Source organism: Amycolatopsis kentuckyensis (assembly GCF_041679295.1).
In the GTDB taxonomy this organism is placed as follows: Bacteria; Actinomycetota; Actinomycetes; order Mycobacteriales; family Pseudonocardiaceae; genus Amycolatopsis; species Amycolatopsis kentuckyensis_A.
Genome location: NZ_JBGDMD010000003.1, coordinates 1,052,710 through 1,079,121, shown reverse-complemented (window position 1 = coordinate 1,079,121; position 26,412 = coordinate 1,052,710). Strand labels below are relative to the sequence as shown.

21 protein-coding genes and 1 riboswitch are annotated in these 26,412 nt (G+C 72.0%); of the genes, 11 read left to right on the top strand and 10 right to left on the bottom strand.

Annotated features, from left to right (window positions below):
- Positions 1–18: 18 nt before the first annotated feature.
- Positions 19–95, bottom strand: a riboswitch (S-adenosyl-L-homocysteine riboswitch).
- Positions 96–126: 31 nt separating this feature from the next.
- From ACERZO_RS16635 to ACERZO_RS16625, 3 genes are read right to left on the bottom strand one after another with little or no spacing between them, the layout of a single operon-like run.
- Positions 127–609 (bottom strand): GNAT family N-acetyltransferase, encoded by a 483-nt coding sequence (locus tag ACERZO_RS16635; protein ID WP_372665543.1) that lies wholly within the window; start codon positions 607–609, stop codon positions 127–129.
- On the bottom strand, positions 606–1,289 hold the full coding sequence (locus ACERZO_RS16630) for a hypothetical protein (RefSeq protein ID WP_372665542.1): 684 nt from the start codon (positions 1,287–1,289) through the stop codon (positions 606–608). The genes ACERZO_RS16635 and ACERZO_RS16630 overlap by 4 nt, the downstream gene beginning before the upstream one ends.
- A gap of 57 nt (positions 1,290–1,346) precedes the next feature.
- The gene (locus ACERZO_RS16625) at positions 1,347–2,237 is read right to left on the bottom strand and encodes an AurF N-oxygenase family protein (protein ID WP_372665584.1); all 891 of its coding nucleotides are present in this window, start codon (positions 2,235–2,237) and stop codon (positions 1,347–1,349) included.
- A gap of 86 nt (positions 2,238–2,323) precedes the next feature.
- Between ACERZO_RS16625 and ACERZO_RS16620 the strand changes: the two genes are divergently transcribed.
- Complete coding sequence (locus ACERZO_RS16620) at positions 2,324–2,971, top strand: TetR/AcrR family transcriptional regulator (protein WP_372665541.1); 648 nt, start codon at positions 2,324–2,326, stop codon at positions 2,969–2,971.
- Here the strand turns inward: ACERZO_RS16620 and ACERZO_RS16615 are convergent.
- Together ACERZO_RS16615 and ACERZO_RS16610 are read right to left on the bottom strand one after the other, a co-directional pair.
- Positions 2,968–3,993, bottom strand: coding sequence for a DNA polymerase IV (locus ACERZO_RS16615; RefSeq protein WP_372665540.1), 1,026 nt, complete (start codon positions 3,991–3,993; stop codon positions 2,968–2,970). The genes ACERZO_RS16620 and ACERZO_RS16615 overlap by 4 nt on opposite strands.
- Before the next feature lie 16 nt (positions 3,994–4,009).
- A complete protein-coding gene (locus ACERZO_RS16610; protein WP_372665539.1) occupies positions 4,010–4,273 on the bottom strand; it encodes a DUF3040 domain-containing protein in 264 nt (87 codons plus the stop codon).
- Positions 4,274–4,502: 229 nt separating this feature from the next.
- Here ACERZO_RS16610 and ACERZO_RS16605 point away from each other — a divergent pair, with 229 nt between their 5' ends.
- Positions 4,503–5,561 (top strand): cobalamin-independent methionine synthase II family protein, encoded by a 1,059-nt coding sequence (locus ACERZO_RS16605; protein ID WP_372665538.1) that lies wholly within the window; start codon positions 4,503–4,505, stop codon positions 5,559–5,561.
- A gap of 28 nt (positions 5,562–5,589) precedes the next feature.
- Here ACERZO_RS16605 and ACERZO_RS16600 read toward each other — a convergent pair whose 3' ends face one another.
- The gene (locus tag ACERZO_RS16600) at positions 5,590–6,219 is read right to left on the bottom strand and encodes a LysE family translocator (protein ID WP_372665537.1); all 630 of its coding nucleotides are present in this window, start codon (positions 6,217–6,219) and stop codon (positions 5,590–5,592) included.
- Positions 6,220–6,377: 158 nt separating this feature from the next.
- Between ACERZO_RS16600 and ACERZO_RS16595 the strand changes: the two genes are divergently transcribed.
- Entirely contained in the window at positions 6,378–6,983 is a 606-nt protein-coding gene (locus ACERZO_RS16595) for a GTP cyclohydrolase II (RefSeq protein WP_372665536.1), read from the top strand.
- On the opposite strand, the gene ACERZO_RS16590 is transcribed toward ACERZO_RS16595, so the two are convergent.
- Positions 6,980–7,513, bottom strand: a complete 534-nt coding sequence (locus tag ACERZO_RS16590; protein WP_372665535.1) for a MarR family winged helix-turn-helix transcriptional regulator — start codon at positions 7,511–7,513, stop codon at positions 6,980–6,982. The genes ACERZO_RS16595 and ACERZO_RS16590 overlap by 4 nt on opposite strands.
- Before the next feature lie 98 nt (positions 7,514–7,611).
- On the opposite strand from ACERZO_RS16590, the gene ACERZO_RS16585 reads away from it, so the two are divergent.
- Positions 7,612–8,574 carry an MBL fold metallo-hydrolase gene (locus ACERZO_RS16585; RefSeq protein ID WP_372665534.1) on the top strand — a complete coding sequence of 321 codons (963 nt, stop codon included), beginning with the start codon at positions 7,612–7,614 and terminating at the stop codon, positions 8,572–8,574.
- On the top strand, positions 8,571–10,106 hold the full coding sequence (locus tag ACERZO_RS16580) for an FAD-dependent monooxygenase (protein WP_372665533.1): 1,536 nt from the start codon (positions 8,571–8,573) through the stop codon (positions 10,104–10,106). The genes ACERZO_RS16585 and ACERZO_RS16580 overlap by 4 nt, the downstream gene beginning before the upstream one ends.
- Here the strand turns inward: ACERZO_RS16580 and ACERZO_RS16575 are convergent.
- Positions 10,008–12,221 carry a discoidin domain-containing protein gene (locus tag ACERZO_RS16575; protein ID WP_372665532.1) on the bottom strand — a complete coding sequence of 738 codons (2,214 nt, stop codon included), beginning with the start codon at positions 12,219–12,221 and terminating at the stop codon, positions 10,008–10,010. The two genes, ACERZO_RS16580 and ACERZO_RS16575, sit on opposite strands and share 99 nt — an antisense overlap.
- Positions 12,222–12,694: 473 nt before the next feature.
- On the opposite strand from ACERZO_RS16575, the gene ACERZO_RS16570 reads away from it, so the two are divergent.
- Complete coding sequence (locus ACERZO_RS16570; RefSeq protein ID WP_372665531.1) at positions 12,695–14,401, top strand: discoidin domain-containing protein; 1,707 nt, start codon at positions 12,695–12,697, stop codon at positions 14,399–14,401.
- The gene (locus ACERZO_RS16565) at positions 14,398–17,319 is read left to right on the top strand and encodes a glycoside hydrolase family 3 C-terminal domain-containing protein (RefSeq protein ID WP_372665530.1); all 2,922 of its coding nucleotides are present in this window, start codon (positions 14,398–14,400) and stop codon (positions 17,317–17,319) included. Before ACERZO_RS16570 ends, ACERZO_RS16565 begins: the two co-directional genes overlap by 4 nt.
- Here ACERZO_RS16565 and ACERZO_RS16560 read toward each other — a convergent pair.
- Both ACERZO_RS16560 and ACERZO_RS16555 read right to left on the bottom strand, forming a co-directional pair.
- Entirely contained in the window at positions 17,262–18,308 is a 1,047-nt protein-coding gene (locus ACERZO_RS16560; protein ID WP_372665529.1) for a LacI family DNA-binding transcriptional regulator, read from the bottom strand. The two genes, ACERZO_RS16565 and ACERZO_RS16560, sit on opposite strands and share 58 nt — an antisense overlap.
- A gap of 70 nt (positions 18,309–18,378) precedes the next feature.
- The gene (locus tag ACERZO_RS16555; protein WP_372665528.1) at positions 18,379–21,396 is read right to left on the bottom strand and encodes a discoidin domain-containing protein; all 3,018 of its coding nucleotides are present in this window, start codon (positions 21,394–21,396) and stop codon (positions 18,379–18,381) included.
- Positions 21,397–22,045: 649 nt separating this feature from the next.
- On the opposite strand from ACERZO_RS16555, the gene ACERZO_RS16550 reads away from it, so the two are divergent.
- The 4 genes from ACERZO_RS16550 to ACERZO_RS16535 are packed head-to-tail and all read left to right on the top strand — an operon-like array spanning position 22,046 to position 26,381.
- Positions 22,046–22,798: a sulfite exporter TauE/SafE family protein gene (locus ACERZO_RS16550; protein ID WP_372665527.1), complete on the top strand. Its 753-nt coding sequence runs from the start codon at positions 22,046–22,048 to the stop codon at positions 22,796–22,798.
- Positions 22,799–22,843: 45 nt separating this feature from the next.
- On the top strand, positions 22,844–25,108 hold the full coding sequence (locus tag ACERZO_RS16545; protein ID WP_372665526.1) for a xanthine dehydrogenase family protein molybdopterin-binding subunit: 2,265 nt from the start codon (positions 22,844–22,846) through the stop codon (positions 25,106–25,108).
- On the top strand, positions 25,105–25,575 hold the full coding sequence (locus ACERZO_RS16540; protein WP_372665525.1) for a (2Fe-2S)-binding protein: 471 nt from the start codon (positions 25,105–25,107) through the stop codon (positions 25,573–25,575). Before ACERZO_RS16545 ends, ACERZO_RS16540 begins: the two co-directional genes overlap by 4 nt.
- Positions 25,572–26,381, top strand: a complete 810-nt coding sequence (locus ACERZO_RS16535) for an FAD binding domain-containing protein (RefSeq protein ID WP_372665524.1) — start codon at positions 25,572–25,574, stop codon at positions 26,379–26,381. The genes ACERZO_RS16540 and ACERZO_RS16535 overlap by 4 nt, the downstream gene beginning before the upstream one ends.
- Positions 26,382–26,412 lie beyond the last annotated feature (31 nt).

Below are 26,412 nucleotides of genomic sequence, written 5' to 3'. Positions count from 1 at the left end.
GCAAAAAGGGCACCTCCCTCGCGGGAGGCGCCCTTGGAGTCGTGGTCCGGGCCGAGCGTGGCGGAAAGAGTTCCGTCGCAGCGCCTCTCGGCCCGGGACCAGGATGGCAAAGCCGCCGGGAGGCTGTCAAGCGAGCCGGCAGGCCATGAGAACGTCGTCGACGTCGTGGCCGTCGACGCGGAATTCGGCCCGCAGCACGCCTTCCACGACGAAGCCGCACGCTTCGTAGACGCGGCGGGCGGCGGTGTTGTGACCCAGCACGCGCAGCGTCACCTTGCGCGCCCCGCGGGCCCGCGCCTCGGCCACGGCGGCGTCGACGAGCCGGCGCGCGATCCCGAGCCGGCGCCGGTCCGGGTCGACGGCGAGCCCGCCGATCACCCGCACGTGGGCGTGGGCGGGGATGCCGAAGCCCACGTTCAGCCGGACGTAGCCGGCGATCGCGCCGTCGTGCTCCGCGACGAGGACGTCTTCGGGCCGGCAGCCCTCGTCGAAGAACGGCGTGCCGGGCGGCGGCGGGGGAGCGGGGGACACCGCCGAGGTCCAGGTGCGCTCGTCCAGCTTCGCGAGCGCGCCTTCGTCCCCGGCGTGGGCGGTCCGGATGATGATCACCCGCCCAGTGTGGTCCACGCCTGGTCGACGATCCCAGCCATTTCCCGCGGATCGCGGTTGCCCTCGGTGCCCAGGCTCCGCACCGCGACGGTCAGGCCGGGACCGGTGCGCTGGCAGTTCAGCACGAAGGACTGGTCCGGGTCCGGGGTCGAGCCGGGCGCGGCCGGGGCGTTGTGCACCAGGCACTGCACGGCGCCGGCGCGCACCAGCTCGGTGCCCGGCTTGGCGATCCCGAGGGCCTGGACGTCTTCGTAGGGAGCGAACAGTTCCGGCGACGGCGCGCGCACGGCCACCAGCTGGAAGGACCGCAGCAGCCGCTCGTCCTGGTAGTCCTGGACCACCGCGCCGGCGCCGTCGTAGGCCGCCGACACGCGCGTGGCGGTCTCCTGGTCGGTCTTGGTGATGCGGTCGATCTGGGCCTTGCCCCGGACGGCGTCGAGCTTCGTGATCGCGTCCTGGGCCTTGCCGAGCCCGCCGAGGTTCGCGGGCGCGGTCAGCGGGGTGCTGCTCGGCGCGTCGCCGAAGAAACTGAGCACCAGCCACGGCACACCGACCAGGAACGCGCCGACCAGCACGCCGAGGAGACCGGCGATGGCGGGCCGGGCGAGCACCGGGCGCGGCGGCGGTGCGACGGCCGGCGGCGGTCCGGGCGGGAGCTGCTGCGAGAATCCCTCGGTCACCGGGGAATCCTGGCGCAGTCCGGATCGTCCCGGGAAGGCAATTCGGCCGTCAGCGGCTCAGATGAGATGTGCGCGCCGCCAAATGCCTTCCGACCGGCCGCCGATCAGCCCCGCCTCGCGCAGGAACGGCACGATCTTCTCGGCCATCCACCGCCGCGTCTCGTGGAAGTGCGGGTTGGCGAGCGCCGCGGCGCGGCCTTCGCGCGGGTCGATCCCGACGCTGCGGTAGATCCGCGGGTCGACCATGCTGTCGATGACGCCGAACGCGACCAGCGCGGTCCGCACCCGGTGCCGCTGCAGTGCCGCCTTCGACAGCTTCGGCGTCTCCCGCAGCACCTCCTCCTTGGCGAACCGGACGTGCCGGGCCTCCTCGACGACGTGGATGCGGTTGACCGAGCGGATCAGCGGCTGGATGCCGTCGTCGTCCATCATCGAGCGCTGCAGCCGGTCGGTGGTCTCCTCGGCGACCAGCACGCTGGCGAACATCGACGGCCCGGCCGCGGTCGCGCCGAACACCTTCGCGGCGCGGTGCACGACCTTCGGGACGCCGTAGCGCGGCACGCCGAGCCGGTCGGCGGTGCGGGCGAACATCACCGAGTGCCGGGTCTCGTCGCCGATCTCGGTCATCGCGTACTGCGCGTGCTCGGTGCGCGCGTCGAGGTCGAAGACGTACCGGGCGAGCAGCTGCATGAGGACGATCTCGAACCAGAGGCCGACGCTCATGATGCTGGCGATCTCGTGCTTGGACAGCTCGATCCGCTGCTCCGGCGTCAGCTTCGCCCACAGGACGGTGCCGTAGAGCGAGACGCGCTCGAGCGGCATGTACGCCTTGCCTTCGGCGAGCGGCGCGGCCCAGTCGATGTCGACGTACGGGTCGTAGGAGTTCTTCGCGGAGCTTTTCAGCAGCCTCGCCGCGGTGACGTCCCGGTCCTGGGCCTCGACGCCCATGGCGACCTCCGGAAGTAGGGGGTACACGCTGTACTAGTTACTTTGGGAGCGTACACCGGTTCGCGGGGCTTGAGTAGGCTTCCCGGGTGACCAAGGTCGACGGACGGGCTACGCGCTGGGCGGGCCAGCAGGAACGCCGGCGCGCGGAGTTCGTCGACGCGGCCCTGGCGGCGATCGCGGAGCACGGCCCGGACGTCTCGACCGAGCAGATCGCCGAGCGCGCCGGCGTCGCCCGCACGCGGCTGTACAAGCACTTCGCCGACGCGGCGGACCTCCAGCGGGCCATCGCCGAGCGCGCGGCCGAGCTGGTGACGGCGGAGCTCGAGCCGCTCTGGCACCCGTCGGGCTCGCCGAACGAGATGATCTCGACGGTGATCGCGACGCACCTGCGCTGGCTGACCGAGCACGTCCACCTGCACCGCTACCTGGCCCGCGCGGCCCCGGGACCGGTGGACGTCCGCGGCACGATCGCCCGCCACCTGAGCGGCCTGTTCGCGGGCTACCTGACGGCGTTCGGCCGCGACCCGGCCCCGGCGGACACGATCGCGTTCGGCCTGGTCGGCTACGTCGAATCGGCGACGACCCGCTGGCTCGACCACCCGGGCGCGCTCACCCTGGACCAGCTGACGGCCCAGCTGAGCGGCACGATCTGGGCGATGCTCGACCACACGCTGCGGGCGGTGGGCGTGGAACTGGACCCCGACCGGCCCCTGCCGCTCCCCGACGGGCTCTAGTCCTCGCGCGGGAACTCCGCGCGCACGCCCAGCAGCCGCACCGCGCGGGTCAGCTCGAACATCCCCAGCACCTCCTGGGCCGCGCGGTCGATCTCCGCCGCGTCCGACGTCGGCTCGGGCAGCGTGACGCTGTGCGTGTGGGTCAGGAACGGCACGAACCGGACCTTCACCGCGACCCGCGCCGCCGGGCGGCCTTCGTCCAGGACGTCCTGCGACACGCGCTTCGCCAGCGCCGACACCTCTGCCGCCATCTCCGCCGGGTCGGTGAGGTCGCGCTGGAACGTCGTCTCGCGGCTGCGGGAGCGGGCCACGTACGGTGTCGCGCTCACTTCCGCGTCGCTGATCCCGCCGCCGAGCAGGCGCAGCCACGGGCCGGTCTTCGGGCCGAACCGGGCCGCCAGCTCGGCCGGGTCGGCGCCAGCCAGGTCGAGGACCGTCGCGATGCCCAGCTCGGCCAGCTTCTTCGCCGTCTTGCCGCCGATGCCCCACAGAGCGTCGGTCGGGCGCGCCGCCATGACCTCCCACCAGTTCGCCTGCGTCAGCCGGAAGATCCCGCCCGGCTTGCCGAACCCGGTGGCGAGCTTGGCCCGCAGTTTGTTGTCCCCGATCCCGACCGCGCACGACAGCCCGGTCTCGCGCGCCACGGCCTCCTTGATCGCCGCCGCCAGCGCCTCCGGGTCGTCGGTTTCCGCGCCGACGAACGCCTCGTCCCAGCCCAGCACCTCCACCACGACGGGGAATTCCCGCACGGCGGCGAAGACGTGCTCGGAGACCTCGAGGTAGGCCGGCGGGTCACTGGGCAGGAAGACGGCGTCCGGGCAGCGCTTGGCCGCGATCCGCAGCGGCATGCCGGACTGGATCCCGAACTCGCGGGCCTCGTAGGACGCGGTCGCGACGACGGCGCGTTCGGTGGGGTCGCCGTTGCCGCCGACGACCACGGGCTTGCCGCGCAGCTCGGGGTGGCGGGCGATCTCGACCGCGGCGATGAACTGGTCGAGGTCGACGTGCAGGACCCACTTCACGCCGCCCAGTGTTGCCTCAGAGGCGGTGGCGCGCCACGTGGGTCCAGACGGTGCCGGTCAGGGCGAGGATCCCGCACAGCGTCACGCCGGGGTCGGGCAGGATCAGCCCGAGCACCAGCAGTGTCACGGCGACGACGTCGACGACGATCAGGAGAGCGCTGCGGAGCGCGCGCGACTTCGGGCGCCGGCCTTCGCGCAGCGCGGTGGCCAGGTCGGGGTCGGTGACCTCGAGGTGCCGCTCGATCTTCTCGAGCTCGGTGCGATCGTGGTGGCTGAGCATCGGGGTACTCCTTCGGCGCCGAACCCGCCGTATCGCCAGAGCGAATACCCAATCGTCCTCCCGGCGAACCGCCAATCGCCTTCTCATTTCGTGCTTTTTGCTGCTCCGACCGGGTGATCCGCGCTCCGTGACCGGCCGGGAACACGTTACGTTCGCGGAGCACGAGGCCGGTCCGGCCGGCTTCGCGCCGGTCGAGGCCGGTCAGGACCTTCAAGCAGCGGAGGACTCCATGACCCTGCCCACCGAACCGATCGGCAGCATCCCGCGCCCCGAGTACCTGATCGAGGGGCTCGGCGCTTTCACGGCCGGACGGATCGACGCCGCCGCGCTCGCCGAGCTGGAGAGCCGGGCGCTGACCGACACGATCAGCCGGTTCGAGGAGACCGGCTCGCCGGTCGTGTCCGACGGCGAACAGGGCAAGCCGAGCTTCGCGACCTACCCGCTGGCCGGGCTGACCGCGTTGGCGCCGGACGGCGTCGTCATCCCGTTCGCCGACGGCCACACCCGGCAGCTGCCGCGGCTGACCGCGGGCCCGTTCCGCTACGCCACGCACGCGGACGCTTACCTGACGCGCGCGAAAGCCCTCACCGGCAAGCCGGTCAAGCAGGCCGTGATCGCCGCTTCGGCGCTCTCGCTGATCTACCCGGCCGACGGCATCGACGGGTATTCGCAGGAGCAGTTCGTGGCGGATCTCGTCGACGAAGCCGAAGCCGACATCCGGCGCAGCCTCGACGCGGGGGCGCACAGCGTCCAGATCGACTTCACCGAGGGGCGGTTGTCGCTGAAGCTCGACCCGTCCGGCGGGCTGCTGCGGCAGTTCGTCGACCTCAACAACGCCGTGCTGGACCGCTTCACGGCGGAGGAGCGCGCGAAGATCGGCGTCCACACCTGCCCCGGCGGCGACCAGGACTCGGTGCACAGCCTCGACGTCGACTACGCGGGTCTGCTGCCGGCTCTCTTCGAATTGAGGGCGGGCAACTTCTACGTCCAGCTCGCGAGCGAGGCCGAGCCGGAGCGCGCGCTGCAGGTGATCGCCGATCACCTGCAGGACCACCAGCGGGTGTTCGTCGGCGTGATCGACCCGATCGACCCGCGGGTGGAGACGCCGGAGGAGGTCCGCGACCGCGTGCTGACCGCGGCGAAGTACCTGCCCGCCGAGCGGCTGGGCACCTGCGACGACTGCGGGTTCTCGCCGTTCGCCGACGACACGTCGACGTCGCGGGACATCGCGTTCGCCAAGATCAAGGCGCGGGTCGAGGGGACCGCGCTGGCGGCCGAGCAGCTGTGACGGGCCGGGGCCCGCTCCGGCGGGCCCCTCAGGCCGTCTCGGCGGCGACTTTCAGCCCGAGGGCGACGAGCACGCTGCCGAGCACGGCGTCGAGACCCCGGCGGACGCGGCCGTCGGCGAAGAACCGCTTGAGCGCGCCGACGACCAGGGCGAGGGCGGCGAACCAGACGACGGTGCCGGCGGTGGCGATGGCGGCCAGTTCGAGGGTCTGCAGGGTGGAGCCGTCGGCGGGGAGGAACTGGGGGAGCAGCGCCAGGAAGTACACGGCGACCTTGGGGTTGAGCAGGTTGGTGAAGAGCCCCTGCCGGAAGGCGGCCCCGGCGTTGAGGGCCTTGGTGGTGTTCTCGCCCAGGTCGCGGTACTCCCCGCGCCGCACGGCGAGCCAGGCCTTGACGCCGAGGAAGACGAGGTAGCCGGCCCCGGCGAGCTTGACGACCATGAAGGCCACGGCGGAGGCGGTGAGTACGGCGGCCACGCCGAAGGCGATGGCGACGACCCAGGCGAAGACCCCGAGCGAGATCCCGGCCCCGGCGGCGATCCCGGCCCGCCGGCCCCCGGTGAGGGAGGAGCGGGTGACGACGACGAAGTCGGGCCCGGGTGACATCGCGCCGAGGATCACGACCAGCAGGAACGAGGCGGCGGTGGCACCGGGGATCATGGGTTGAGCATACGAGGCGAAGGCCACTGGTTTTCGCGCACCGGATCGGGAAGAAGCGGTGATCCACTGGTGTTGCCACGGGTACCGGCCCGAGCCCGGATGTTCGAATTTGAACTTCCGGTAGGGTCGGCCGAGTGGGCGATCCCAGGGGAGAGAGCATGACGGCTGAGGTGCGGACGCGGGTGCGGATCCCGCTGCGGCTGCACGGCGGCATCGAGGTCGACGCCGAAGCCGTCACCTTCCGGAACCTCGCCGATGACGGTGAGCACCTCGCCCTCGTGCTCGGCACCCCCGGCGACGTGCCGCTCGTGCGGCCGCACTCCGAATGCCTCACCGGGGACGTCTTCGGCTCCGCGCGGTGCGACTGCGGCCCGCAGCTGGCCGAGGCCGTCGGCCGGATCTCCGCCGCCGGTGGCTACCTGCTCTACCTGCGTCAGGAAGGCCGGGGGATCGGCCTCTACAACAAGCTCGACGCCTACGCCCTGCAAGACCAGGGCCTCGACACCTACGCCGCCAACGCCGCGCTCGGCCTGCCCGAAGACGCCCGCGACTACACCGTCGCCGCGCAGATGCTCGAAGCGCTCGGGGTCGCGGAAGTGAACCTGCTGTCGAACAACCCCGACAAGGCCGCGCAGCTCGAAGCGGCCGGGATCGCCGTGCGCGAGCGCGTGCCCACCGGGGTCTTCGCCACCGACAACAACGTCCGCTACCTGCGCGCGAAGGCCGAGCAGACCGGGCACACCCTGCCCGGGCTGGCCAGCTAGGCGAGCCGCTGCGCCGCCGCGGCCGCCGGGCTCGTGGTGAGCTTCTCCAGCAGTCCGATGAGGACCGTCTGCTCCGCCTGCGTCAGCGTCCCCGCCCAGGCTCGTTCACGCGCATTGTGCGCCTGGTAGGCGTCGGTCACCGCCCCGTGGCCCGCGTCCGTCAGCGCGAGCTGCACCGCCCGGCGATCGCGCGGGACCTGTGTGCGCGTCACCAGCCCGTCCCGCTCCAGCGTCTTGACCAGTGCCGACACCGCCGCGCGGCTCATGCCGGCCAAGCGCGCCGCGTGGCGGGACTCGAGCGGGCCGGCCAGCCACAGCACGAACAGCACCCGGAAGCCGCCCCAGCTCAGGCCGCGCGGGCGGTGCACCGTCGACTCCCAGTCGTAGACCAGCGCGCCCGCCAGCCGGTGCAGCGTCAGGCCGAGGCGCATCGCGACGGGGTCGGTGTCCGGCAGCTCCGCCTTCGTCTTCCCGATCGCGTAGTCGACGAACGAAAGGTAGTCGAGGTCTTCGGCCGGTCGGTCGGTCATGCGGCCCAGGTTAGGCGACGAGGGGGTTCCGCGCGGCGGCCCGGCAGGTTAGCCTGGCGCGGCCGGTAGTCAAACCTTTGATCAAAGGAGCGCTCGCCGTGACGAAGAAAGCTTTCGCCTCTTCGGCCGACCTGGCGGAGAAAGCGCAAACCCTCGAAGTCCTGGACGACGGCGTGTACGCCCTGACCGCCGAGGGTGACCCGAACATCGGCGCGATCGAAGGCGAGGACTTCCTCGTCTGCTTCGAAGCGCTGGCCACGCCGGTCGCGGCGGGCGAGTGGCTCGCGAAACTCCGCGAGCACACCGACAAACCCGTGCGCTACCTGGTGCTGAGCCACTACCACGCGGTCCGCGTGCTGGGCGCGTCGGCGTTCGACGCGGACGTGATCGTCGCGCACGAGAACACCCGGGCGCTGGTCGCCGAGCGCGGCAAGGAGGACTGGGAGAGCGAGTTCGGCCGGATGCCGCGGCTGGCCAAGGGCGCGGACTCGGTGCCCGGCCTGACCTGGCCGACGCTGACCTTCTCCGACCGGCTCACCATCGACCTCGGCGGCGACCGCGGCGACCTCGTCCTGCAGTACTGCGGGCGCGGCCACACCGAAGGCGACATCGTGGCGTGGCTGCCACGGCAGAAGATCCTCTTCGCCGGCGACCTCGTCGAAGCCGAAGCCGCGCTCTACACCGGCGACGCGTTCCACCGCGACTGGGCATCGTCTACTTTGGACCGGGTGGCCGCGTTCGGCGCCGAGTCGCTGATCGGCGGCCGCGGCGGGGTGAGCCGCGGCCGGGAAGCCGTCGACGCCGCCATCGCGCAGACCCGGCACTTCCTGGACACGATGATCCGCGAGGTCGGCGCGGTCCGCGAGGCCGGCGGCACGCTCAAGGAAGCCTTCGAGCGCACGCACGCCGCCCTGAACGACCAGTACGGCCACTGGCCGATCTTCGAGCACTGCCTGCCCTTCGACGTGTCCCGGCTGTGGGACGAGCTCGGCGGTATCGAACGGCCGGTGGTGTGGACGGCCGAACGCGACCGCGAAGTCTGGGACCAGCTCCAGGGATGAGGGTCGCCGTCCTGGGCAGCGGCCCGGTCGGCCAGACGGCCGCGCTGCTGCTGGCGCGCTGGGGTGTACCGGTCGTGCTCGTCGACGAGCACGAGGTGCGCGATCCCGTGGGATCCAAGGCCATCTGCCAGCAACGGGACACTTTGGACGTCTGGGCGTCACTCGGCGCGGGCCGCCTCGCCGAGGAGGGGCTCACCTGGACGACCGCGCGGACGTTCCACCGCGCCACCGAACTGTTCTCCCTGAAGCTGCCCGACGGCGGATCGGCGCTGCCGCCGTTCGTGAACCTGTCGCAGGCCCGCGTCGAGGAGGTCCTGGACGAGCTGATCGAGCGGCAGCCGCTGATCGACGTGCGCCGCGGCCACCGCGTCCGGGGCCTGACCCAGCCCGGCCGGGTGGTCGTCGAGTGCGACACGGCGGACGGGCCGCGCCGGATCGAGGCCGACTTCGCGATCGCCTGCGCGGGCGCGCGCGGCGACACCGTGCGGTGGGCGCTCGGGCAGCACCTCGACGGCGTCTCGTTCCGGGACCTGTTCCTGATCTGCGACATCCGCGCCGACCTGCCGGGCTGGGCCGCCGAACGGCGGTTCTACTTCGACCCGCCCTGGAACCCGGGCCGCCAGGTGCTCATCCACCCGTGCCCGGGCTCGCAGTTCCGCATCGACTGGCAGGTGCCCGAGGACTACGACCTCGCGGCGGAGGAGTCGGGCGGGGCGATGGAGGCGCGGATCCGGGCGATCATCGGATCGGCGCCGTACGAGGTGATCTGGCGGTCGGTGTACCGCTTCCACACGCGGCTGGTGCCGCGGATGCGGGTCGGCCGGGTGCTGCTGGCCGGCGACTGCGCGCACCTCGTCGCGCCGTTCGGGGCGCGCGGGCTCAACTCCGGCGTGGCCGACGCGGAGAACGCGGCGTGGAAGCTGGCCGCCGTCCTGCGCGGCGACGCGGGGGAGGAGCTGCTGGAGAGCTACCACGCCGAGCGGCACGCGGCGGCGGTGGAGAACGCGGCCGTCACCACGGCCACGATGGACTTCCTGGTACCGCAGGACGACGAGCAGCACCGGCGCCGGCTGGACGTCCTGACGCGCGCGGCCCACGACCCGGCAGCTTGCGAACAGGTCGACTCGGGCCGGCTGGCGGAACCGTTCTGGTACGTGGATTCGCCGTTGACCACGACGGATCCGCTACGGCCGTTCGCCGGCCGGCCACCGCGTGGAGCGGTCCCGCCGCCGGGGCCGGGCGTGCTGCTGCCGGACGTGACCGTCGCGAGTGGACGGGTGCGCGACCTGGCCCGGCAGGGGTTCCTGCTGCTGACGACACCCGGCGTGCGGGCGGAGGGCGCGCGGTCGGTGGAGATCCCGGTGGGCGGGGTGCTGGGTGCGCGTCCGGGCGAAGCCTGGCTGGTCCGCCCGGACGCGTACGTCGCCGCCGTGCTACGGGTAGGAGACCAGCGGGCTCACCTGGTGCCCGGTGTTCGCGGCGTCCCCCGAATCGTTGATGACGTGGGCGATCGTGCCCACGCCGCCGAGTGACACCGACACGAGGTTGTGGAACCGGACACCGCTGGTGTTCGGCACCTCGAACGAGTGACTGGCCACAATGGACGGGTTGGTGTTGAAGAAGCAGTAGCTCCCCAGCCCCCAGCCTTCGTGACTGGTCACCGAGTCGGCCACCTTGTACGCCGCCCAGCCCTGCCGGCCGCCGCCGCTGGACCAGGACGCCTGGTCCGGCGGGTCGTAGGGCATTTCGTTCTGGAAGAAGTACGTCCGCCCGCCGTTGCCGTTCCAGAGCACCTCGTACTGCTGGTAGTGCTCGACGAACAGGCCGTACATCGTCACGTTCGCGCCGTTGACGACGAGACCGTTGGCCGCGGTGTTGACGTTCCAGCCGACGCCGTAGGAGTGGTCGCCGCGCCAGAGCCACATGTGGTCGCCGATGACGTTGTTCGAGTTGACCACCAGCGTCTGCGTGGCCTTCCCGACGGCCGCGCCGCCGATGCGGAAGAACACGTCGTGCAGCGACGTCGGGTCGGCCGCGTGGTTCGCGGTCGACCCCGGCTGGCCGACCTGGACGAGCACCGGCGAGTTCACCGCGCCCGCGTCGATCAGCAGCCCCGCGATCTTCACGCCGTCCACATCGGACGTGGTGATCGCCGCGGTCCCGTTGGTGGGCATCAGCGTCGCCAGGCCGAGACCGAGCACCACGGTGTCCGGGCGCGTGACGTTCAGCGCCTGGTCGAGGTGGTAGACACCCGGCGTGACGAGCAGGTTCTTGCCCGCTGCCAGCGCCGCGTTGATGGTCGCGGCCGAGTCCGACGGGTGCGCGACGTAGAACTCGCTGAGCGAGATCGACTGCCCGGCCGGGGCGCCGTGGCCCCAGCTCGTCCCGGAGGAGTTCTGCCGCAGCGCCGGGACGAACACGTTGTAGCTGCCCGAGCCGTCGACGTAGAGGAACGGCTTCTCGCGGACCACCGGGGTCTGGCCGACGACCGTCTCCGGCGGGTTCGGGAACGACGCCGGCGGGGTGCCGGTCGAGCCGACGAACACCATGTTCCAGACGCCGCCCTGCCAGCCGCCGAGCTCGCTGTTGCGGGTCAGGAACTGCTGCTGCGAACCGGAAACGGCGACGCCGTCGATCTTGCTGTCGGCGATCAGGCCGCCGCTGGCCCAGCCGTCGCCGCCGTTCCACAGCTGGATCTGGCTGCCCTTGAGGTGCATCCGGCGGTAGGGCGCGGCCTGCGCGACGGCCCAGCGCTCGACCTGGCCGGCCGGCAGCGTCACCGACAGGTTTTCGGCCGACCGCCAGAAGTTCTGCGTCGCGTTGCCCTTGTTGTTCGGGTTGTCGCCTTGCTGCAGCCAGTCCGCTTCGACGCGGACGTGGCCGTTGAGGTTGACGTCGTCGGGCGAGAGGCCTAGCCCGGCGACCTGTTCGTAGAAGCCGAGGTTGACGTCGGCGTTGTAGCTGCCCGGCTTGAACAGCACGGCGTAGCGCTCGTTGCCGAACTGGTTGGTGTGCTGCTGGTCCGCGATCTGCGTCAGCCGGTTCTGAATGGTCGCGGCCGGCGTCGACGGGTCGAACACCGACACGTTGGGCCCGAGGTCCGGGTTGCGCGGGTCGGTCGGCGGGATGGTCGTCCCGCCGCCGGTGCCGTGCACGGCGACTTCCCAGAGCGAGTAGCCGTAGCCGGTCGCCCGCTGGGTGCCGTAGACCCGCAGGTAGCGCGCGGTCCCGGTGAGGGGCACGGTCTGCGTGCCGCCGGCGCCGGTGGTGGTCGAGTACGCGGTCGTCCAGCTGTTCGCGTCCGAGGACAGCTGCACGGAGAACGCTTTCGCGTACGCGGCTTCCCAGGTGAGGACCACGTCGCAGAGCTGCTGCGCGGAGCCCAGGTCGACCTGCAGCCACTGCGGGTCGCTGAACGCGCTGGACCAGCGCGTGCCGGTGTTGCCGTCGACCGCGGCGGACGCGGGCGTCCCGCCGTTCTCGGTCGAGGACGCGGTCGCCGGGTGGCCCTGCGCGAGGTTCGCCGTGCCGCACGCGGCGGCCTGGGCCGGCGCGGAGCCGACCACCGCCGCGGTGGTGACCGCGGTGACGAAGGTGGTGGCGATGACTAGGAGGCGGTGTACGGGGGAGAACGTCGTTGATCTCATCGGCCTGCCTGCTGATCGGGGGGAGGACGTGCGAAACGGACCGGGCGAGCCCCACAGCTCGCGCCGGCGTCGGGTGGTGCGGCGGGTCCGCCCCCAGGTCACCCGCCCGGCGCCGTGAGCCGGAGGAGCGGTACCGGGTGGTGCGAGGAGCGCGAACCAGTCAGCCCGAAGGGTGCGTGTCGCGGCGGAGCCGTCCCGGTGGCGGTCACGGAACCGGTTCCGTCGGTGAGATCGCAGTTAACAGCGCCGGGTTCGGCGGAGTCAAGGCTCCGGCGCGGATTCTCCTCGCCCGGACCAGTCCGTGGGCCGGCCGCGACCGTCCGGCGCAGGGAAGTTGACATTTTACGGTCCTTTATTTATATCCTGAACTAAGAGCGTGCCGACGGCGGGCCCCACACCCGCGCCGAGGACCACGTGAGCCGATCCGCGCCGGGGCAAGGCCGTCCCGGCGCCGGTTCGCCGTGGAGGTGCCCATGCAACGCCGCATGCCGAGGATCCGGGTTCTCGCCGTCCTCGCCCTGACCCTGGCCGCCCTGCTCACCGCGCCGGTGGCGCAGGCCGCGCCCGTCCTGCTCTCCCAAGGCCGTCCGGTGACGGCGTCCTCGACCGAGTCCGCCGCGTTCCCCGCGTCCGCCGCGGTCGACGGCGACCCCGGTACCCGCTGGTCCAGCGGCTTCAGCGACCCGCAGTACCTCCAGGTCGACCTCGGCTCCGGCCAGCAGCTCTCGCAGATCGTGCTGAACTGGGAAGCCGCCTACGCCAAGGCGTTCACGATCCAGGCCTCCGCCGACGGCGCCACCTGGAGCACCCTCTACTCGACCACCACGGCGACCGGCGGCAACCAGACGCTGACCGTCACCGGCAGCGGCCGGTACGTCCGGCTGACCGGGACCCAGCGCGCCACGCAGTACGGCTACTCGCTGTGGGAGTTCCAGGTCTACGGCGGGGGCGGCACGACCCAGCCCGGTGACGTCCTGCTGTCCTACGGCAAGTCCGGCACCGCGTCCTCCTACCAGGACGACGGCGCGTGCCCCGGCTGCCTGCCGGCGAAGGCCTTCGACCACGACCCGGCCACGCGCTGGGCGACCAGCGCGACCACCGGCTGGGTCGACCCCGGCTGGATCACCGTCGACCTCGGCGCGTCCGCGACGGTCCACCAGGTCGTCCTGCAGTGGGACCCGGCCTACGCCGTCGCCTACCAGCTCCAGGTGTCGAACGACAACGCGAACTGGACGACGCTCTACTCGACCACCACGGGCAAGGGCTTCAAGGAGACGCTGACCGTCAACGGTTCCGGCCGGTACGTCCGGATGTACGGCACCGCCCGCTCGAACGGCTACGGCTACTCGCTGTGGGGCTTCGACGTCTACGGCACCGGCGGCAACCCGACGCAGCCGCCGCCCGCGCCGCCGGCCCCGCACTTCCCGGGCACGCTGATCTGGAGCGACGAGTTCAACGGCGCCGCGGGCGCGAACCCGGACGCGAGCAAGTGGACCGCCGAGACCGGCCCCGGCGTCAACAACGAGCTCGAATACTACACGAACAACAACAACGCCAAGCAGGACGGCCGCGGCAACCTCGTCATCCAGGTCCGCCGGGAAGCCACCCCGGGCAGCGCGTGCCCGGTCGACCCGGTCAGCGGCAGCGGCACCTGCCAGTACACCTCCGGCCGGATCAACACCGCGGGCAAGTTCAGCTTCACCTACGGCCACGTCGAGGCGAACATCAAGGTGTCCGGCACGCAGGGGCTGTGGCCCGCGTTCTGGTTGCTGGGCGCCAACTTCTTCAGCGGCACGCCGTGGCCGAACTGCGGCGAGATCGACATCATGGAGCACGTCGGCAAGTCGCCGAACCTCGCCTACTCGACGATCCACGCACCCGCGTACAACGGCGCGGGCGGCATCGGCGCACCCCTCGACCTCGGTCAGGACGTCTCGGCGGGCTTCCACAAGTTCGGGCTCGACTGGGACGCGAACCACATGACCTTCTACGTCGACGGGAACGCGTTCGAGACGATCAACCGCGACACCGTGGAGAGCACGCGCGGGCCGTGGGTCTACGACCACCCGTTCTTCCTGATCCTCAACAACGCCATCGGCGGCGACTTCCCCGGCCCGCCGGGAGCGGGGACCGTGCTGCCGCAGGACATGGTGATCGACTACGTGCGGGTCTACCAGTGAGGCGGCTCGCCCTCGGCGCGGTGGTCGCGGTGGGCCTGCTCACCGTGCCGCTGTTCACCGCCCAGGCGGCTCCGGCGCTGCTCTCGCAAGGGCACGCCGTGACCGCGTCGTCCACCGAGAACGCCGCCTTCCCGGCGTCGGCCGCGGTGGACGGCGACCCGGGCACCCGGTGGTCGAGCCTGGCCGCCGACCCGCAGACGCTGCAGGTCGACCTCGGTGGATCGCACACCCTCAGCCAGGTTGTGCTGCAGTGGGAAGCGGCCTACGCCAAGGCGTTCACGATCCAGGCGTCGGCCGACGGCAGCCAGTGGTCCACTGTGTACTCGACGACGACCGGCACCGGCGGCACGCAGACGCTGCCGGTGTCCGGCACCGGCCGGTACGTCCGCCTGACGACGACCCAGCGCGCGACCCAGTGGGGCGTGTCGCTGTGGGAGTTCCAGGTCTTCGGCGACGGATCGGCCCAGGCTTGTGGCAGTGCCAACGCGGCTCTGCGGCAACCGGCGACGGCGTCGAGCGTCCAGTCGGACGCGTTCCCGGCGAGCGCGGCGTTCGACGGTGACGGCGGGACCCGCTGGTCGAGCCTGGCCGCGGATCCGCAGTGGATCCAGGTCGACCTCGGCAGCTCGCGCCCGGTGTGCGGCGTCGATCTGACGTGGGAGGCGGCGTACGCGAGCGCGTACACGATCCAGCTGTCCACCAACGGCACGTCGTGGACGACGGCGGCGACCGTGACCGGCGCGGGCGGCACCGAGCACCCCGCGGTGTCCGGCACCGCTCGTTATGTGCGGCTCAACGCGACCGCGCGGGCGACGCAGTGGGGGATCTCGCTGTGGGAGTTCGCGGTGCACACGTCCGACAGCGCCCCGCCGACGACCACGCCCACCAACCCGGGTGGCTGCCCGTGGGTGGGATCGACCGCACCCGTCGCCGACCGCGTGAACCAGCTGATGGCGGTGATGACCGCGCAGCAGAAGATCAAGGTGCTGCACGGCAACGGCGCGACCGGGCCGTACATCGGCAACACCGACGCCGTGCCGGAGCTGTGCATCCCGGCGCTCGGGCTGCAGGACGGCCCGGCCGGGGTCGGCGACGGCCTCGACGGCGTCACCCAGTTCCCGGCGCCGGTGTCGGCCGCCGCGACCTGGGACACCGCGCTGATGAACCGCTACGGCAGCGCCATGGGTGCCGAGTTCGCGGGCAAGGGCGTCGACATCGCCCTCGGCCCGACGATCAACCTGGTCCGCGACCCGCGCTGGGGCCGCAACTTCGAGACCTACAGCGAGGACCCGTACCTCGCCGGCGCGGCCGGGACCTCGACGATCCAGGGCATCCAGAGCCAGGGCGTAATGGCGCAGGCCAAGCACGCGGCCGCGTACAACGTCGAGGCCGGGGCGTCGCGCGGGACGCCGTCGGACAACGTCATCATCGACGACCGGACGCTGCACGAGCTGTACCTGCCGGCGTTCCAGCAGGTGGCGAGCCAGGGCCAGGTCGCGTCGATGATGTGCGCCTACAACCAGATCAACGGCGTCCCGGCGTGCCAGAACAGCGGCGTGCTCACCACGGCGATCAAGCAGGACGCCGGGTGGGGCGGGTTCGTCGGCTCCGACTGGGGTTCGGCGACCGGCGGCCCGCGGCAGCTGGCCAACGGCGGGCTCGACATGGAAATGCCCGGTGGCGCGTTCTTCGGCCAGGGCCTGCTCGACGCCGTCTCGCGCGGCGAGGTCACGCAGGCCCGCGTCGACGACATGGTCCGGCGGGTGCTGACCCAGATGTTCCGGTTCGGCGTCTTCGACCGGGCTCGCCGGGGCACCCCGCAGTCGGTCGTGACGAACGCGGCGAACGTCGCCACGGCGAGGGACGTCGCCGCGGCCGGGTCGGTGCTGCTGAAGAACACCGGGGTGCTGCCGCTGGGCCCGTCAGTCAAGTCGATCGCGCTCTCCGGCGGCGACGGGATCGACCCGCAGAACATCGGCGGCGGCAGCGCCAAGGTGAACCCGTCGCCGGCGTCGGTCAACCCGATCGACGGCATCAAGGCCCGCGCCGGCTCCGGGGTGACGGTGTCCTATGTGGACGGCGCGGGCGAGCACGTGCAGACGCCGAACATCCCCGGCGCGGTGGCGGCCGCGCGCACCGCGGACGTCGCGATCGTGTTCGCCAGCTACGGCGAGTCCGAAACCCAGGACCTCGACACGATCGATCTGCAGAACCAGCAGAACGACCTGATCGACGCCGTCGCGTCGGCCAACCCGCGCACGGTGGTCGTGCTCAACACGGGGTCGGCGGTGACCATGCCGTGGCTGGGCAAGGTGGCCGCGGTGCTCGAGGGCTGGTACCCGGGCCAGGAGAACGGCAACGCGCTCGCGTCGCTGCTCTACGGCGACGTCAACCCGTCGGGCAAGCTGCCGATCAGCTTCCCGAAGCAGATCGCCGACCTGCCGACGGCGAACGTCCAGCAGTTCCCGGGCGCGAACGACCGGATCGAGTACTCCGAAGGGCTCAACGTCGGCTACCGGTGGTACGACAGCCGGAACCTCGACCCGCTGTTCCCGTTCGGCTTCGGCCTGTCGTACACGACGTTCGGGTTCTCGAACCTGGTCGTTACACCGCAGGGCACGAACGGCACCGCGACCGTGACGGCGACGGTGACCAACACCGGCACCCGCGCGGGCGCCGACGTCGTCCAGCTCTACGTCGGGCAGCCCAGCGGGAACGGCGAGCCGCCCAAACAACTGAAGGGGTTCAAGAAGGTGCAGCTCAACCCGGGGCAGAGCGCTCAGGTCTCGTTCCCGCTCACCCCGCGGGACCTCGCGCACTGGACCGGGTCGTGGACGACGAACGCGGGCCAGTACCGCGTCTACGTCGGGGATTCCTCGCGCAACGTCCCGCTGTCGGCGGTGCTGACCGTCAGCTGAGTCGATTCGCGGATCACCAGGGACGTCGGCACGATCAGCGGCTCGTCCGGCCGGGGCGCCCCACCCAGCCGGTCGAGCAGCTGCCGCGCCGCCGTCTCGCCCATCTCCCGCAGGGGCTGGCGGATCGTCGTCAGCGCGGGCTGCGTGTGCGCGGCCAGGGGGATGTCGTCGAACCCGACCACGGCGACGTCCCCCGGCACCGCGCGCCCGGACTTCCGGAGCCCGGCCAGCACCCCGGCCGCCGTGAGGTCGTTGTGGGCGAAGACGGCGTCGAACTCCGGGCCGGTGGCGAGGAGCTGCAGGATCGCGGCCTCGCCGCTTTCGCTCGTGAAGTCGCCTTCGATGATCAGGCGCGAGTCGAGCGTCAGCCCGGCTTCGCGCACGACGTCGTTGAACCCGTTGAGGCGATCGGTGGTGCAGCCGAAGTCGCGCGGGCCGGTCACGGTCGCGAACCGTGTCCGCCCGGTGTCGAGCAGGTGCCGGGCCGCGGCCGCGCCGCCCTGCCGGTTGTCCGTGCCCACCGACGGGAACGCGGGCCGGCGGCCGCGGTCGTCGATCACCACCACCGGCAGCCCGGAGTCGTGCAGCACGCGCAGGTGCCGCACCGCGTCCGGCGGCTCGACGAGCAGCAGCCCGTCGAACGCTTTCGCCGACACCTGCCGGGAGAACTCGCCGAGGGATTCGGTGCCGCGGTTGGCCGTGGACAGCAGCAGGCCGTAGCCCTTGGCCTCCACGACGTCGGCGACGCCCTGCAGCACCTCGCCCATCCACGGCCAGGTCAGCCCCGGCACCAGCATCCCGACCGTGCGGGTCACCCCGCGCGCGAGCCCGACCGCGCCGGCGCTCGGGATGTACCCGGTCGCCGCGATCACCTCGCGCACCCGGATCGCGGTCGCCGCGTCCACATCGGCCTTGTTGTTGAGCACTCTCGACACGGTCGTCTTGCTCACCCGCGCCCGGCGGGCGACCTCGGCGATCGTGACGCGCATCCGTCCTCCCGGGGGCCCTGTGGTGCCAAGGTACTCGCCCTCGGGGCCGCCGCGAACGGTGCGAGATCGATCAAGTCCGGACAGACAACCGCGAAAGGCTCGCGTCGCCGCTCCGCCAGCGCGTCCGGACCGCCACGTACCGCGCCGGTCCGGTGTCCGCCGTCGTGTAGGTGACGCCGTCGACGCTGGTTTCGACGCTCGCGGCGGGCACGCGGCCGTGGGTCCAGGCCAGCTCGACCGCGGAAACCGCCGTCACCGCCCCGAGATCGACGACCATCCGGCCGTCGGGGCCCGGCCGCCACGCCGTCGCCGGGTCGTCGTCGACGGCCGCGGCGGGGCTGGACATCCCCGGTGGCAGGGGCTCGGCGGGGAAGGTGGTCCGGCCGAGCGCGCGGTCGGTCAGCGGGTACGGGCGGACGTCGCCGAAGACGACGGGCACGGTCCGGCGCGGCGGGAGCAGCACCGGCCGCGCGCGACCGCCGTCCGGGGTCACCGTGACGAGCACGGGCAGCAGCCCGGCCGGCGCGGTGAGCTCGACCCGGCTCGCGTCGCGGACCACCGCCTTCACCCCGGCCGGGGCCTTCAGCGTGAACCGTGGGGGCTCGATGCGGCCTTCCGCCGCGGCGAGGGAGTAGGTGTATTCGGTGCCCGTGCGGGTGACGGTCTGCTCGCCGCGGTACAGCCGGGTTTCACCCTCGAGGATCGCTGTTCCGCTCTTTGCTGCTCCATCGAGGTTGAGCAGGACCAGGAAGCCGTCGGTGACGGTGGCTTCGACCGCGGCGGTGCCGGTCGTGACCCGGCCGCTCGCCTTCGCCGGGCCGGGGCGCAACTCGGCGACGAACGTGGCGGGCGGGCCGTCGGAGAGCGTGACGCGGTCGCCGGTGACGGCGAGCGGGTTCGGGCCGGCGACGGTGATCCCGGCCCGGCCGTCGATGTCCAGCCGGCCTTTCGTGCTGCTGAGCGCGGGCACCGGGTAGGTCACCGCCGTCGTCCAGGTCACGCCGTCCGGCGAGGTTTCGACGCGGTACTTGCGCCCGGCGGCGGCCTCCCAGCTCAGCCGGACGCGGTCGATCGTCCGCGGCGCACCGAGGTCGACGGCGAGCCAGCTGTCCGCGCGCGGCCGGTCCGATGTGGACACTGCCCACCGGGTGGTGGCGTTGCCGTCGTTGGCGTACTTGGCCTCCTTGCCCGGGCTCGCCGAGGACGCCGACGCGGTTCCGGACCGCGCGAGGTCCGGGCCGTCGCCGTCACGGACCTCGAAGGCCCAGACCGAGTAGCCGTACTGCGGGTCGGGCTGGACGCCGAGCATGCGGACGTGCCGGGCGGTGACCGGGGCGAACGTCAGGTCGTCGGTCCGGGCACCGGCGGTCGGCGCCTTGATCGTCACGGTGCCTTCGGCCGCGGTGTAGGTGCGGTCGCCGTCGAGACCCGGGACGCCGGGCATGGCGAGGTTGTAGACGTTCAGGACGCCTTCGCCCTCGGCGACGCCGGTGCTGGCGTACACGGCGGCCCCGGTGGGAAGGGTGGCGAAGGCGGCGTACCCGGTGTCGAAGCGGAGGACGCCGACGGTGCCGTCGAAGCCGTCGCGGACCTTCGCGTAGGTGGTGGCGTGGCGTTCCTTGACGGCGATGTTCGTGGCCGGCAGGAGCATCGGGTTGGCGCCGCCGAGGACGAAGAGCCAGTCGTCGTGGTGCGGCTGCCAGGCGAACTTGACGAAGCCGGGCTTGGTGACGGTGCCGGCCCAGGCGGCGGGGGAGCGGTGGGCGAGCAGCCCGGGGCCGGCCCCGAAGTCGACGGCTCCGGCGGCGTGGGTGTCGAACTCCGGCTTGGTCACCGGGGTGATCGGGCGTTGCTTCGCGCGCCATTCGTGGAGGAGGTAGCTGATGGCGAGTTCGGCGCGGGCTTCCGGCTCGTACTTGGGCTCACCGGAGAACTTCGTGATCCGGTCGGCGGGCGCGTAGGCCTGGTAGGGCTCGAGCCGGGCGGCCAGCTGGGCCTCGGCGTGGGCGGCGTGGCGGTCGCCGAGGACCTGGGCGCGGAAGGCGAGCGGGATGACGTCCCGGCCGTAGAGGTGCTCGCGATCGGCGACCATCGGCATCAGCGGCTCGCCGGCGTCGCTGGTCATCAGCAGCATGGTGCGCCAGAGCAGTTCGCCGTTCGGCTGGGCGGTGAGGACCTCGGGCAGCGGCGTGCCGGCGGCGAGGAAGTGCATGGCGTTGCGGCCGGAGGTGCGCCAGAGCTCTTCCTGGTAGTGCGGGCCGAAGGAGCCGTGGTTTTCGACGAGGAAGGTGTCGTAGAGGTTGGTGGCGGTGTTGGCGTCGACGGGCCGGCCGTCGACGAGCCGCGGGTTGGCGAGGTCGGCCGCCGGCAGCCCGCCTTCGTTGCGGCTCCAGGTGCCGAAGGCTTCGCGCCAGTCGTTCGCCCGGGCGTCGTTCGGCGCCCAGGCGAGCGCGGGGGCGAGGGATTGGGCGTAGACGCCCATTTCTTCCAGTTTGGTGTCGCCTTGGAAGCCGCCCTTGAGCCCGTTGGGCGTCCAGCTGCCGGAGGCCGGGTCGTCGGCGGTGCCGAGCGCGGTGGTGTAGGCGGCCTGTTCGGTGGTGATGCGCTCGACGTTCTGTTTCGTCATGTCGTCGAGGTCTGTCCACAGTAGACGGGCGGCGAGCACGAAGTACGACTGGAAGGTGGTGTCGAAGAACAGCTTCCGGCCCCACTCGGTGCCGCCGGTGAGCAGGTTCGACGCGGCGAAGTGCTTGATCGTGGCGAGGGTGTGGGCCTTGAGCTGGTCTTTTTCGATGCCGGCGACGGCGGCGTCGTAGCCGTCGCGGGTGAGGAGGAGGGCGTTGCCGAGCACGACGGCGAAGGTGAAGTCCTTCGCGGGGTAGATCCCGGCGGTGGCGTCGAACTGCTGCTCGGCCCAGCGGGTGTGCCGGAGCAGAACGCGCAGGTAGGTGGCGGCGACGGGATCGGGCGGTCCGCCGGCGGCCCGCCCGCCGGCGGCGGCCGTCGTGCCGGGCAGCAGCCCCGAGGCGAGGAGGGCCGCGACGCCGCCCGCGCTCAGGAGGGCGGTACGTCGGTTCAACTCAGCCATGGTCCGGTCTCCACTCGATGACAACCTTGTCAGCGGGGATTCTGTGACGGCTCGGTGGGGCGGTGCAAGGGTGGAGGCGGATCCCGTCCGGTTTTGGACAACACGGGGGTAATTCGTATAACGACCTATACTGCGCGGGTTGGTGGCGTTCGCTTGCCTTGTCTTGAATGAGTCATTCAAGACAACCGGCGTAGGAGCGCCACCCCGGCCCGGCCCGAACTGACGTGAATGACTCATTCATGTCACCCAGCGACTTGAATGAGTCATTCAAGACCTCCGAAGACCTGAATGAGTCATTCAAGACCTTTGTACCGGCGGCCTCGGTCACCACTCGCGCCGCCTGCGGCCGCGGTCGCGACTCGTGCCCACGGTGGCATGGTCACTCGCGCTGCCGGCGGCCGCAGTCGCCACTCATGCTGGCGGCCGCAGTCACCTCTCGCGCTGCCAGCAGCCGCGGTTGCCACTTGCGCTGGCCGCGGTCGCGAGTCGTGCAGGCGCGGCTGTAGTCGCCACTCGCGCGCCGACGGCGGCCTCGGTCACCACTTGCCGCCGGCGGCCGCAGTCGCTACTCGCGCCGCTGCTAGCCGCGACCATGCCATGGGAGCAAGCTCACCGCGGCCCACCCACCCAGCCGTGCTGAGATGACAACGTGATCACCAACCCCGGCACCTTCCTCCTCCTCGTCCTGGCCGGCATCGGAGCCGGCTTGACCGGAGCCACCGCCGGGCTCGCCTCCCTCGTCTCCTACCCCGCCCTCCTCGCCGCCGGCCTCCCGCCGGTGACCGCGAACGTCACCAACACCGTCGCCATGCTCGGCACGACCGCCGGAGCCGCTGCCGGCGCGCGGCCCGAACTCGCCGGTCAGCGCCGGAAACTCATTCCGCTCTGCCTCATCACCACCGTCGGGGGCGCGGCCGGCGGCCTCGTCCTCCTCCTCACCCCGTCCGATGCCTTCACCGCGATCGTCCCGTGGCTGATCGGCGGCGCCTCGATCGTCCTCATCGCCGGTCCGCGGCTGCGGCGCCTGGCCGAAGGCGCCGAGCACCACGGCCTGAGCCCCGCCACCGCCGTCGCCGCGTTCTTCATCGGTGTCTACGGCGGCTACTTCGGCGCCGCCGCCGGCGTGCTCATGCTCGCGCTGCTCGTCTCCGTCTGGAGTCAGCCCCTCGCTCGGACGAACGCCGCGAAGAACCTGGTCACCGGCTCGGCGAACCTGCTCGCCGCGATCGTCTTCGCCTGCACCGGCAAGGTCGCCTGGGTGGCCGCGCTCGCCGTCTGCCTCGGCTCCCTCGCCGGCTCGTGGCTGGGCTCGAACCTCGTCCGCCGGCTCCCGGCGACGCCGTTGCGCATCGGAATCGGCATCGCCGGACTGGGACTCGCCGTGGTGCTGGCGTTCTCCTGAAACGACAGGGCATGATCGGCGGGGTATCGGCGAGCAGGAGACCAGATGAGCATTGTCGGGACCAGGGTGGTCCGCCAAGAGGATCAGAACCTGATCACCGCGGGCGGCACCTACGTGGACGATCTGCGGGAGGAAGCGCTTTCCGGCGCCGCGCATGCGGTGTTCGTGCGCAGTCCGGTCGCGCACGCGCGGATCGAAAGCATTGACGTCAGCGAGGCGAAGGCGGCGCCGGGGGTGCTCGGCGTGTTCACCGCCGCCGACCTCGGCCTCGACCCGCACGACGCGGGACCGGTGAAGGAACCGTGGCTGGCCGACGGCGTGGTGCGCTACGTCGGCGAGCCCGTCGCACTCGTCGTCACCGAGGAGCGCTACCAGCTGGCCGACGCGGCCGAGCTGGTCGACATCGACTACGACCCCCTCGATGCCGTCGCGAGCATCGACGCGGCACTGGCCGGCGAGACGCTGCTGTACCCGGACAAGGGCAGCAACGTCATGCAGGTCAACGGCGCGGAGGAGTTCGACGACGCGATCTTCGCGGACTGCGACGTGGTCGTCACGACGACCATCGTGAACCAGCGCGTCGCGCCCGCGCCGCTGGAGGTCCGCGGCGCGTCGTGCGCGTGGGGCGAGGACGGGCGCCTGACGGTCTGGCTTTCCACGCAGAACGCCCAGATCGCCCGCACGCAGCTGGCCATGAGCCTCGGCGTCGGCGAGGACAACGTGCGCGTCGTCGCGCCGGACGTCGGCGGCGGCTTCGGCGCGAAGATCGGCGCGGACCCCGAGGCGACCGTCCTCGGCTGGGCCGCTCGCGAGCTCCGCCGCCCGGTCCGCTGGGTCGAGTCGCGCAGCGAGAACCTCACCTCGATGACGCACGGCCGCGCGCAGCAGAACACCGTGACCGTCGGCGGCAAGCGCGACGGCACCGTCCTCGCGTACCGCCTCGACGTCATCCAGGACGCCGGCGCGTACCCGCGGACGCTGTTCCTGCCGACGCTGACCGAGCTCATGGCCGTCGGCGTGTACCGGTTCCCGAAGGTGGAGACGCGCAGCCGCGCCGTCGTCACGAACACGACGCCGATCGCGGCCTACCGCGGCGCGGGCCGCCCGGAGGCGACGGCCGCGCTCGAGCGGGCGATGGACCGCTTCGCCGCCGAGCTCGGGCTGGACCCGGCCGACGTCCGCCGGGTCAACTTCATCCGGCCCGAGGAATTCCCGTACCAGACGCCGACCGGCGCGTCCTACGACACGGGCGAGTACGCGGCGGCGCTGGACAAGGTCCTCGAAACCGCCGGCTACGCGGAGCTGCGCGCCGAGCAGGAACGGCGCCGCGAAGCGGGCGACCACGTCGAGCTCGGCCTCGGGATCGCCGCGTACGTCGAGATCACCGGCGGGGACGCCGGCGGCGAGAGCGGCCGCGTCGACATCCACCCGGACGGCTCGGTCGTAGCCTGGACCGGCAGCTCCCCGCACGGCCAGGGCCTCGGGACGTCGCTGGCGATGCTGCTGTCCGACCAGCTCGGCGTGCCGCTGGAGAAGATCACCGTCCGCCACGGCGACACCGACGAGGTGCCGAAGGCCGTCGGCACGTTCGGCTCGCGGTCGCTGCAGCTCGGCGGCTCGGCGATCCGCCAGGCGGCCGACGAGGTCATCGCGCAGGCCCGTGAACTGGCCGCCGACCTGCTCGAAGCCGCGCCGGAGGACCTCGAGCTGGACGCCGAGCGCGGCGTCTGGCAGGTCCGCGGCGCGCCGTCGAGCGCGGTGCTCAGCTGGGCGCAGGTCGCCGAGACGGCCGGCGGGGGCAAGCTCACCGCCGACGTCTGGTTCGGCGGCGGCAAGCCGACGTTCCCCTTCGGCGCGCACCTCGCGGTGGTCGAGGTCGACACCGAGACCGGCAAGGTCGAACTGCGGCGCATCGTCGCCGTCGACGACGCCGGCCCGATCGTCAACCCGCTGACCTTCCGCGGGCAGCGCCACGGCGGGCTCGGCCAGGGCGCCGCGCAGGCGCTCATGGAGGTCGTCACCTACGACGAGGACGGCAACCCGACGACCGCGACGCTGGCGGACTACTCGTTCATCACGGCCGTCGAGCTGCCGGACTTCGAGCTGGTCGACATGGCCACCCCGACCGACCGGAACCTGCTGGGCGTCAAGGGGATCGGCGAGGCCGCGACGATCGGCTCGACGCCGGCGGTGCACAACGCCGTGGTGGACGCGCTTTCCGCCCGCGGGGTGCAGCACCTGGACATGCCCACGACCCCGATCCGGGTCTGGGCCGCATTGGAAGAAGCTTCGAAGGGAAACGCGCGGTGAAGGTTTCGATCGAGGTCAACGGGCGCCCGGTGGCCGAGGAGGTGCCGGACCGGACGCTGCTGGTGCACTTCCTGCGCGACACCGCCGGGCTGACCGGCACGAACATCGGCTGCGACACGACGTCCTGCGGCGCCTGCACGGTGCTGCTCGACGGCGAGTCGGTCAAGTCCTGCACGGTGCTCGCCGCGCAGGCTGACGGCCACGCCGTCACGACGGTCGAAGGACTGTCCTCATCGGACGGTGAGCTGCACCCGGTGCAGCGCGCGTTCCGCGAGCAGCACGGGCTGCAGTGCGGGTTCTGCACGCCGGGCATGATCATGGCGTCGGTGTCGCTGCTGGCGGACAACCCGAAGCCGACGCGCGACGAGGTGCGCGCCGGGCTCGAGGGCAACCTCTGCCGCTGCACGGGGTACCACAACATCGTCAGCGCCGTGATCGACGCGTCCGGCCAGGAGGTGGACCGGTGATCCCGGCTTCGTTCGAGTACCAGCGTGTGTCCACAGTGGACGACGCGCTGTCCCGGCTGGCATCCTTGGGTGACGACGCCAAGGTGCTCGCGGGTGGGCATTCCCTGCTGCCGCTGATGAAGCTGCGCCTGGCTGCCCCGGAGTACCTGATCGACATCGGCCCGGTCGACGAGCTGCGGTACGTCCGCCTCGACGGCGACGACGTCGTGATCGGCGCGTTGTCCCGCTACAGCGACCTTTCGCGGGACCCGGTGCTGCTGGAGCACGCGCCGTTGCTGGCGCACGTGTCGGCGTCGGTGGGCGACCGCCAGGTCCGCCACCGCGGCACGATCGGCGGTTCGCTGGTGCACGCGGACTCGGCGGCGGACCTGCCGGCGGCGATCCTGGCCTCGGACGCGGTCCTGGTCGCGCGCGGCCCGTCGGGTGAACGCCGGATCCCGGCGTCGGAGTTCTTCCTGGGCCCGTTCACGACGCCGCTGGAGCCGACCGAGCTGCTGACCGAGGTCCGGGTGCCCCGCCAGACGGGCATGGGCTGGGGCTTCGAGAAGTTCACCCGCCGCGCGATCGACTGGGCGATGGTGGGTGTCGCGGTCGTCGGCGGCCGGGTCGGCCTGGTGAACATGGGCGGAGTCCCGCTGCGGGCGACGGCCACGGAGTCGGCATTGGCCGCGGGGGAGTCCATCGCCGAGGCGGCCGCACTGGCGGCGTCGGACACCAACCCGCCCGACGAGCCCCACGCGACGGCGGAGTACCGCCGCCACTTGGCGCGGGTGCTCACGCGTCGTGCGTTGACAGCAGCCGGGTGACAGCTGTCGATCACCGGCGCCCTTCGTGGCG

Excerpts from the sequence above, each read along its gene's own strand:
- ACERZO_RS16625 (WP_372665584.1), bottom strand. The coding sequence starts at position 2,237 with ATGGGCGTCGAGGCCCAGGACCGGGACGTCACCGCGGCGAGGCTGCTG.
- ACERZO_RS16610 (WP_372665539.1), bottom strand. The coding sequence starts at position 4,273 with ATGCTCAGCCACCACGATCGCACCGAGCTCGAGAAGATCGAGCGGCAC.
- ACERZO_RS16605 (WP_372665538.1), top strand. The coding sequence starts at position 4,503 with ATGACCCTGCCCACCGAACCGATCGGCAGCATCCCGCGCCCCGAGTAC.
- ACERZO_RS16600 (WP_372665537.1), bottom strand. The coding sequence starts at position 6,219 with ATGATCCCCGGTGCCACCGCCGCCTCGTTCCTGCTGGTCGTGATCCTC.
- ACERZO_RS16595 (WP_372665536.1), top strand. The coding sequence starts at position 6,378 with ATGACGGCTGAGGTGCGGACGCGGGTGCGGATCCCGCTGCGGCTGCAC.
- ACERZO_RS16590 (WP_372665535.1), bottom strand. The coding sequence starts at position 7,513 with ATGACCGACCGACCGGCCGAAGACCTCGACTACCTTTCGTTCGTCGAC.
- ACERZO_RS16580 (WP_372665533.1), top strand. The coding sequence starts at position 8,571 with ATGAGGGTCGCCGTCCTGGGCAGCGGCCCGGTCGGCCAGACGGCCGCG.
- ACERZO_RS16575 (WP_372665532.1), bottom strand. The coding sequence starts at position 12,221 with ATGAGATCAACGACGTTCTCCCCCGTACACCGCCTCCTAGTCATCGCC.
- ACERZO_RS16570 (WP_372665531.1), top strand. The coding sequence starts at position 12,695 with ATGCAACGCCGCATGCCGAGGATCCGGGTTCTCGCCGTCCTCGCCCTG.
- ACERZO_RS16560 (WP_372665529.1), bottom strand. The coding sequence starts at position 18,308 with ATGCGCGTCACGATCGCCGAGGTCGCCCGCCGGGCGCGGGTGAGCAAG.
- ACERZO_RS16555 (WP_372665528.1), bottom strand. The coding sequence starts at position 21,396 with ATGGCTGAGTTGAACCGACGTACCGCCCTCCTGAGCGCGGGCGGCGTC.
- ACERZO_RS16545 (WP_372665526.1), top strand. The coding sequence starts at position 22,844 with ATGAGCATTGTCGGGACCAGGGTGGTCCGCCAAGAGGATCAGAACCTG.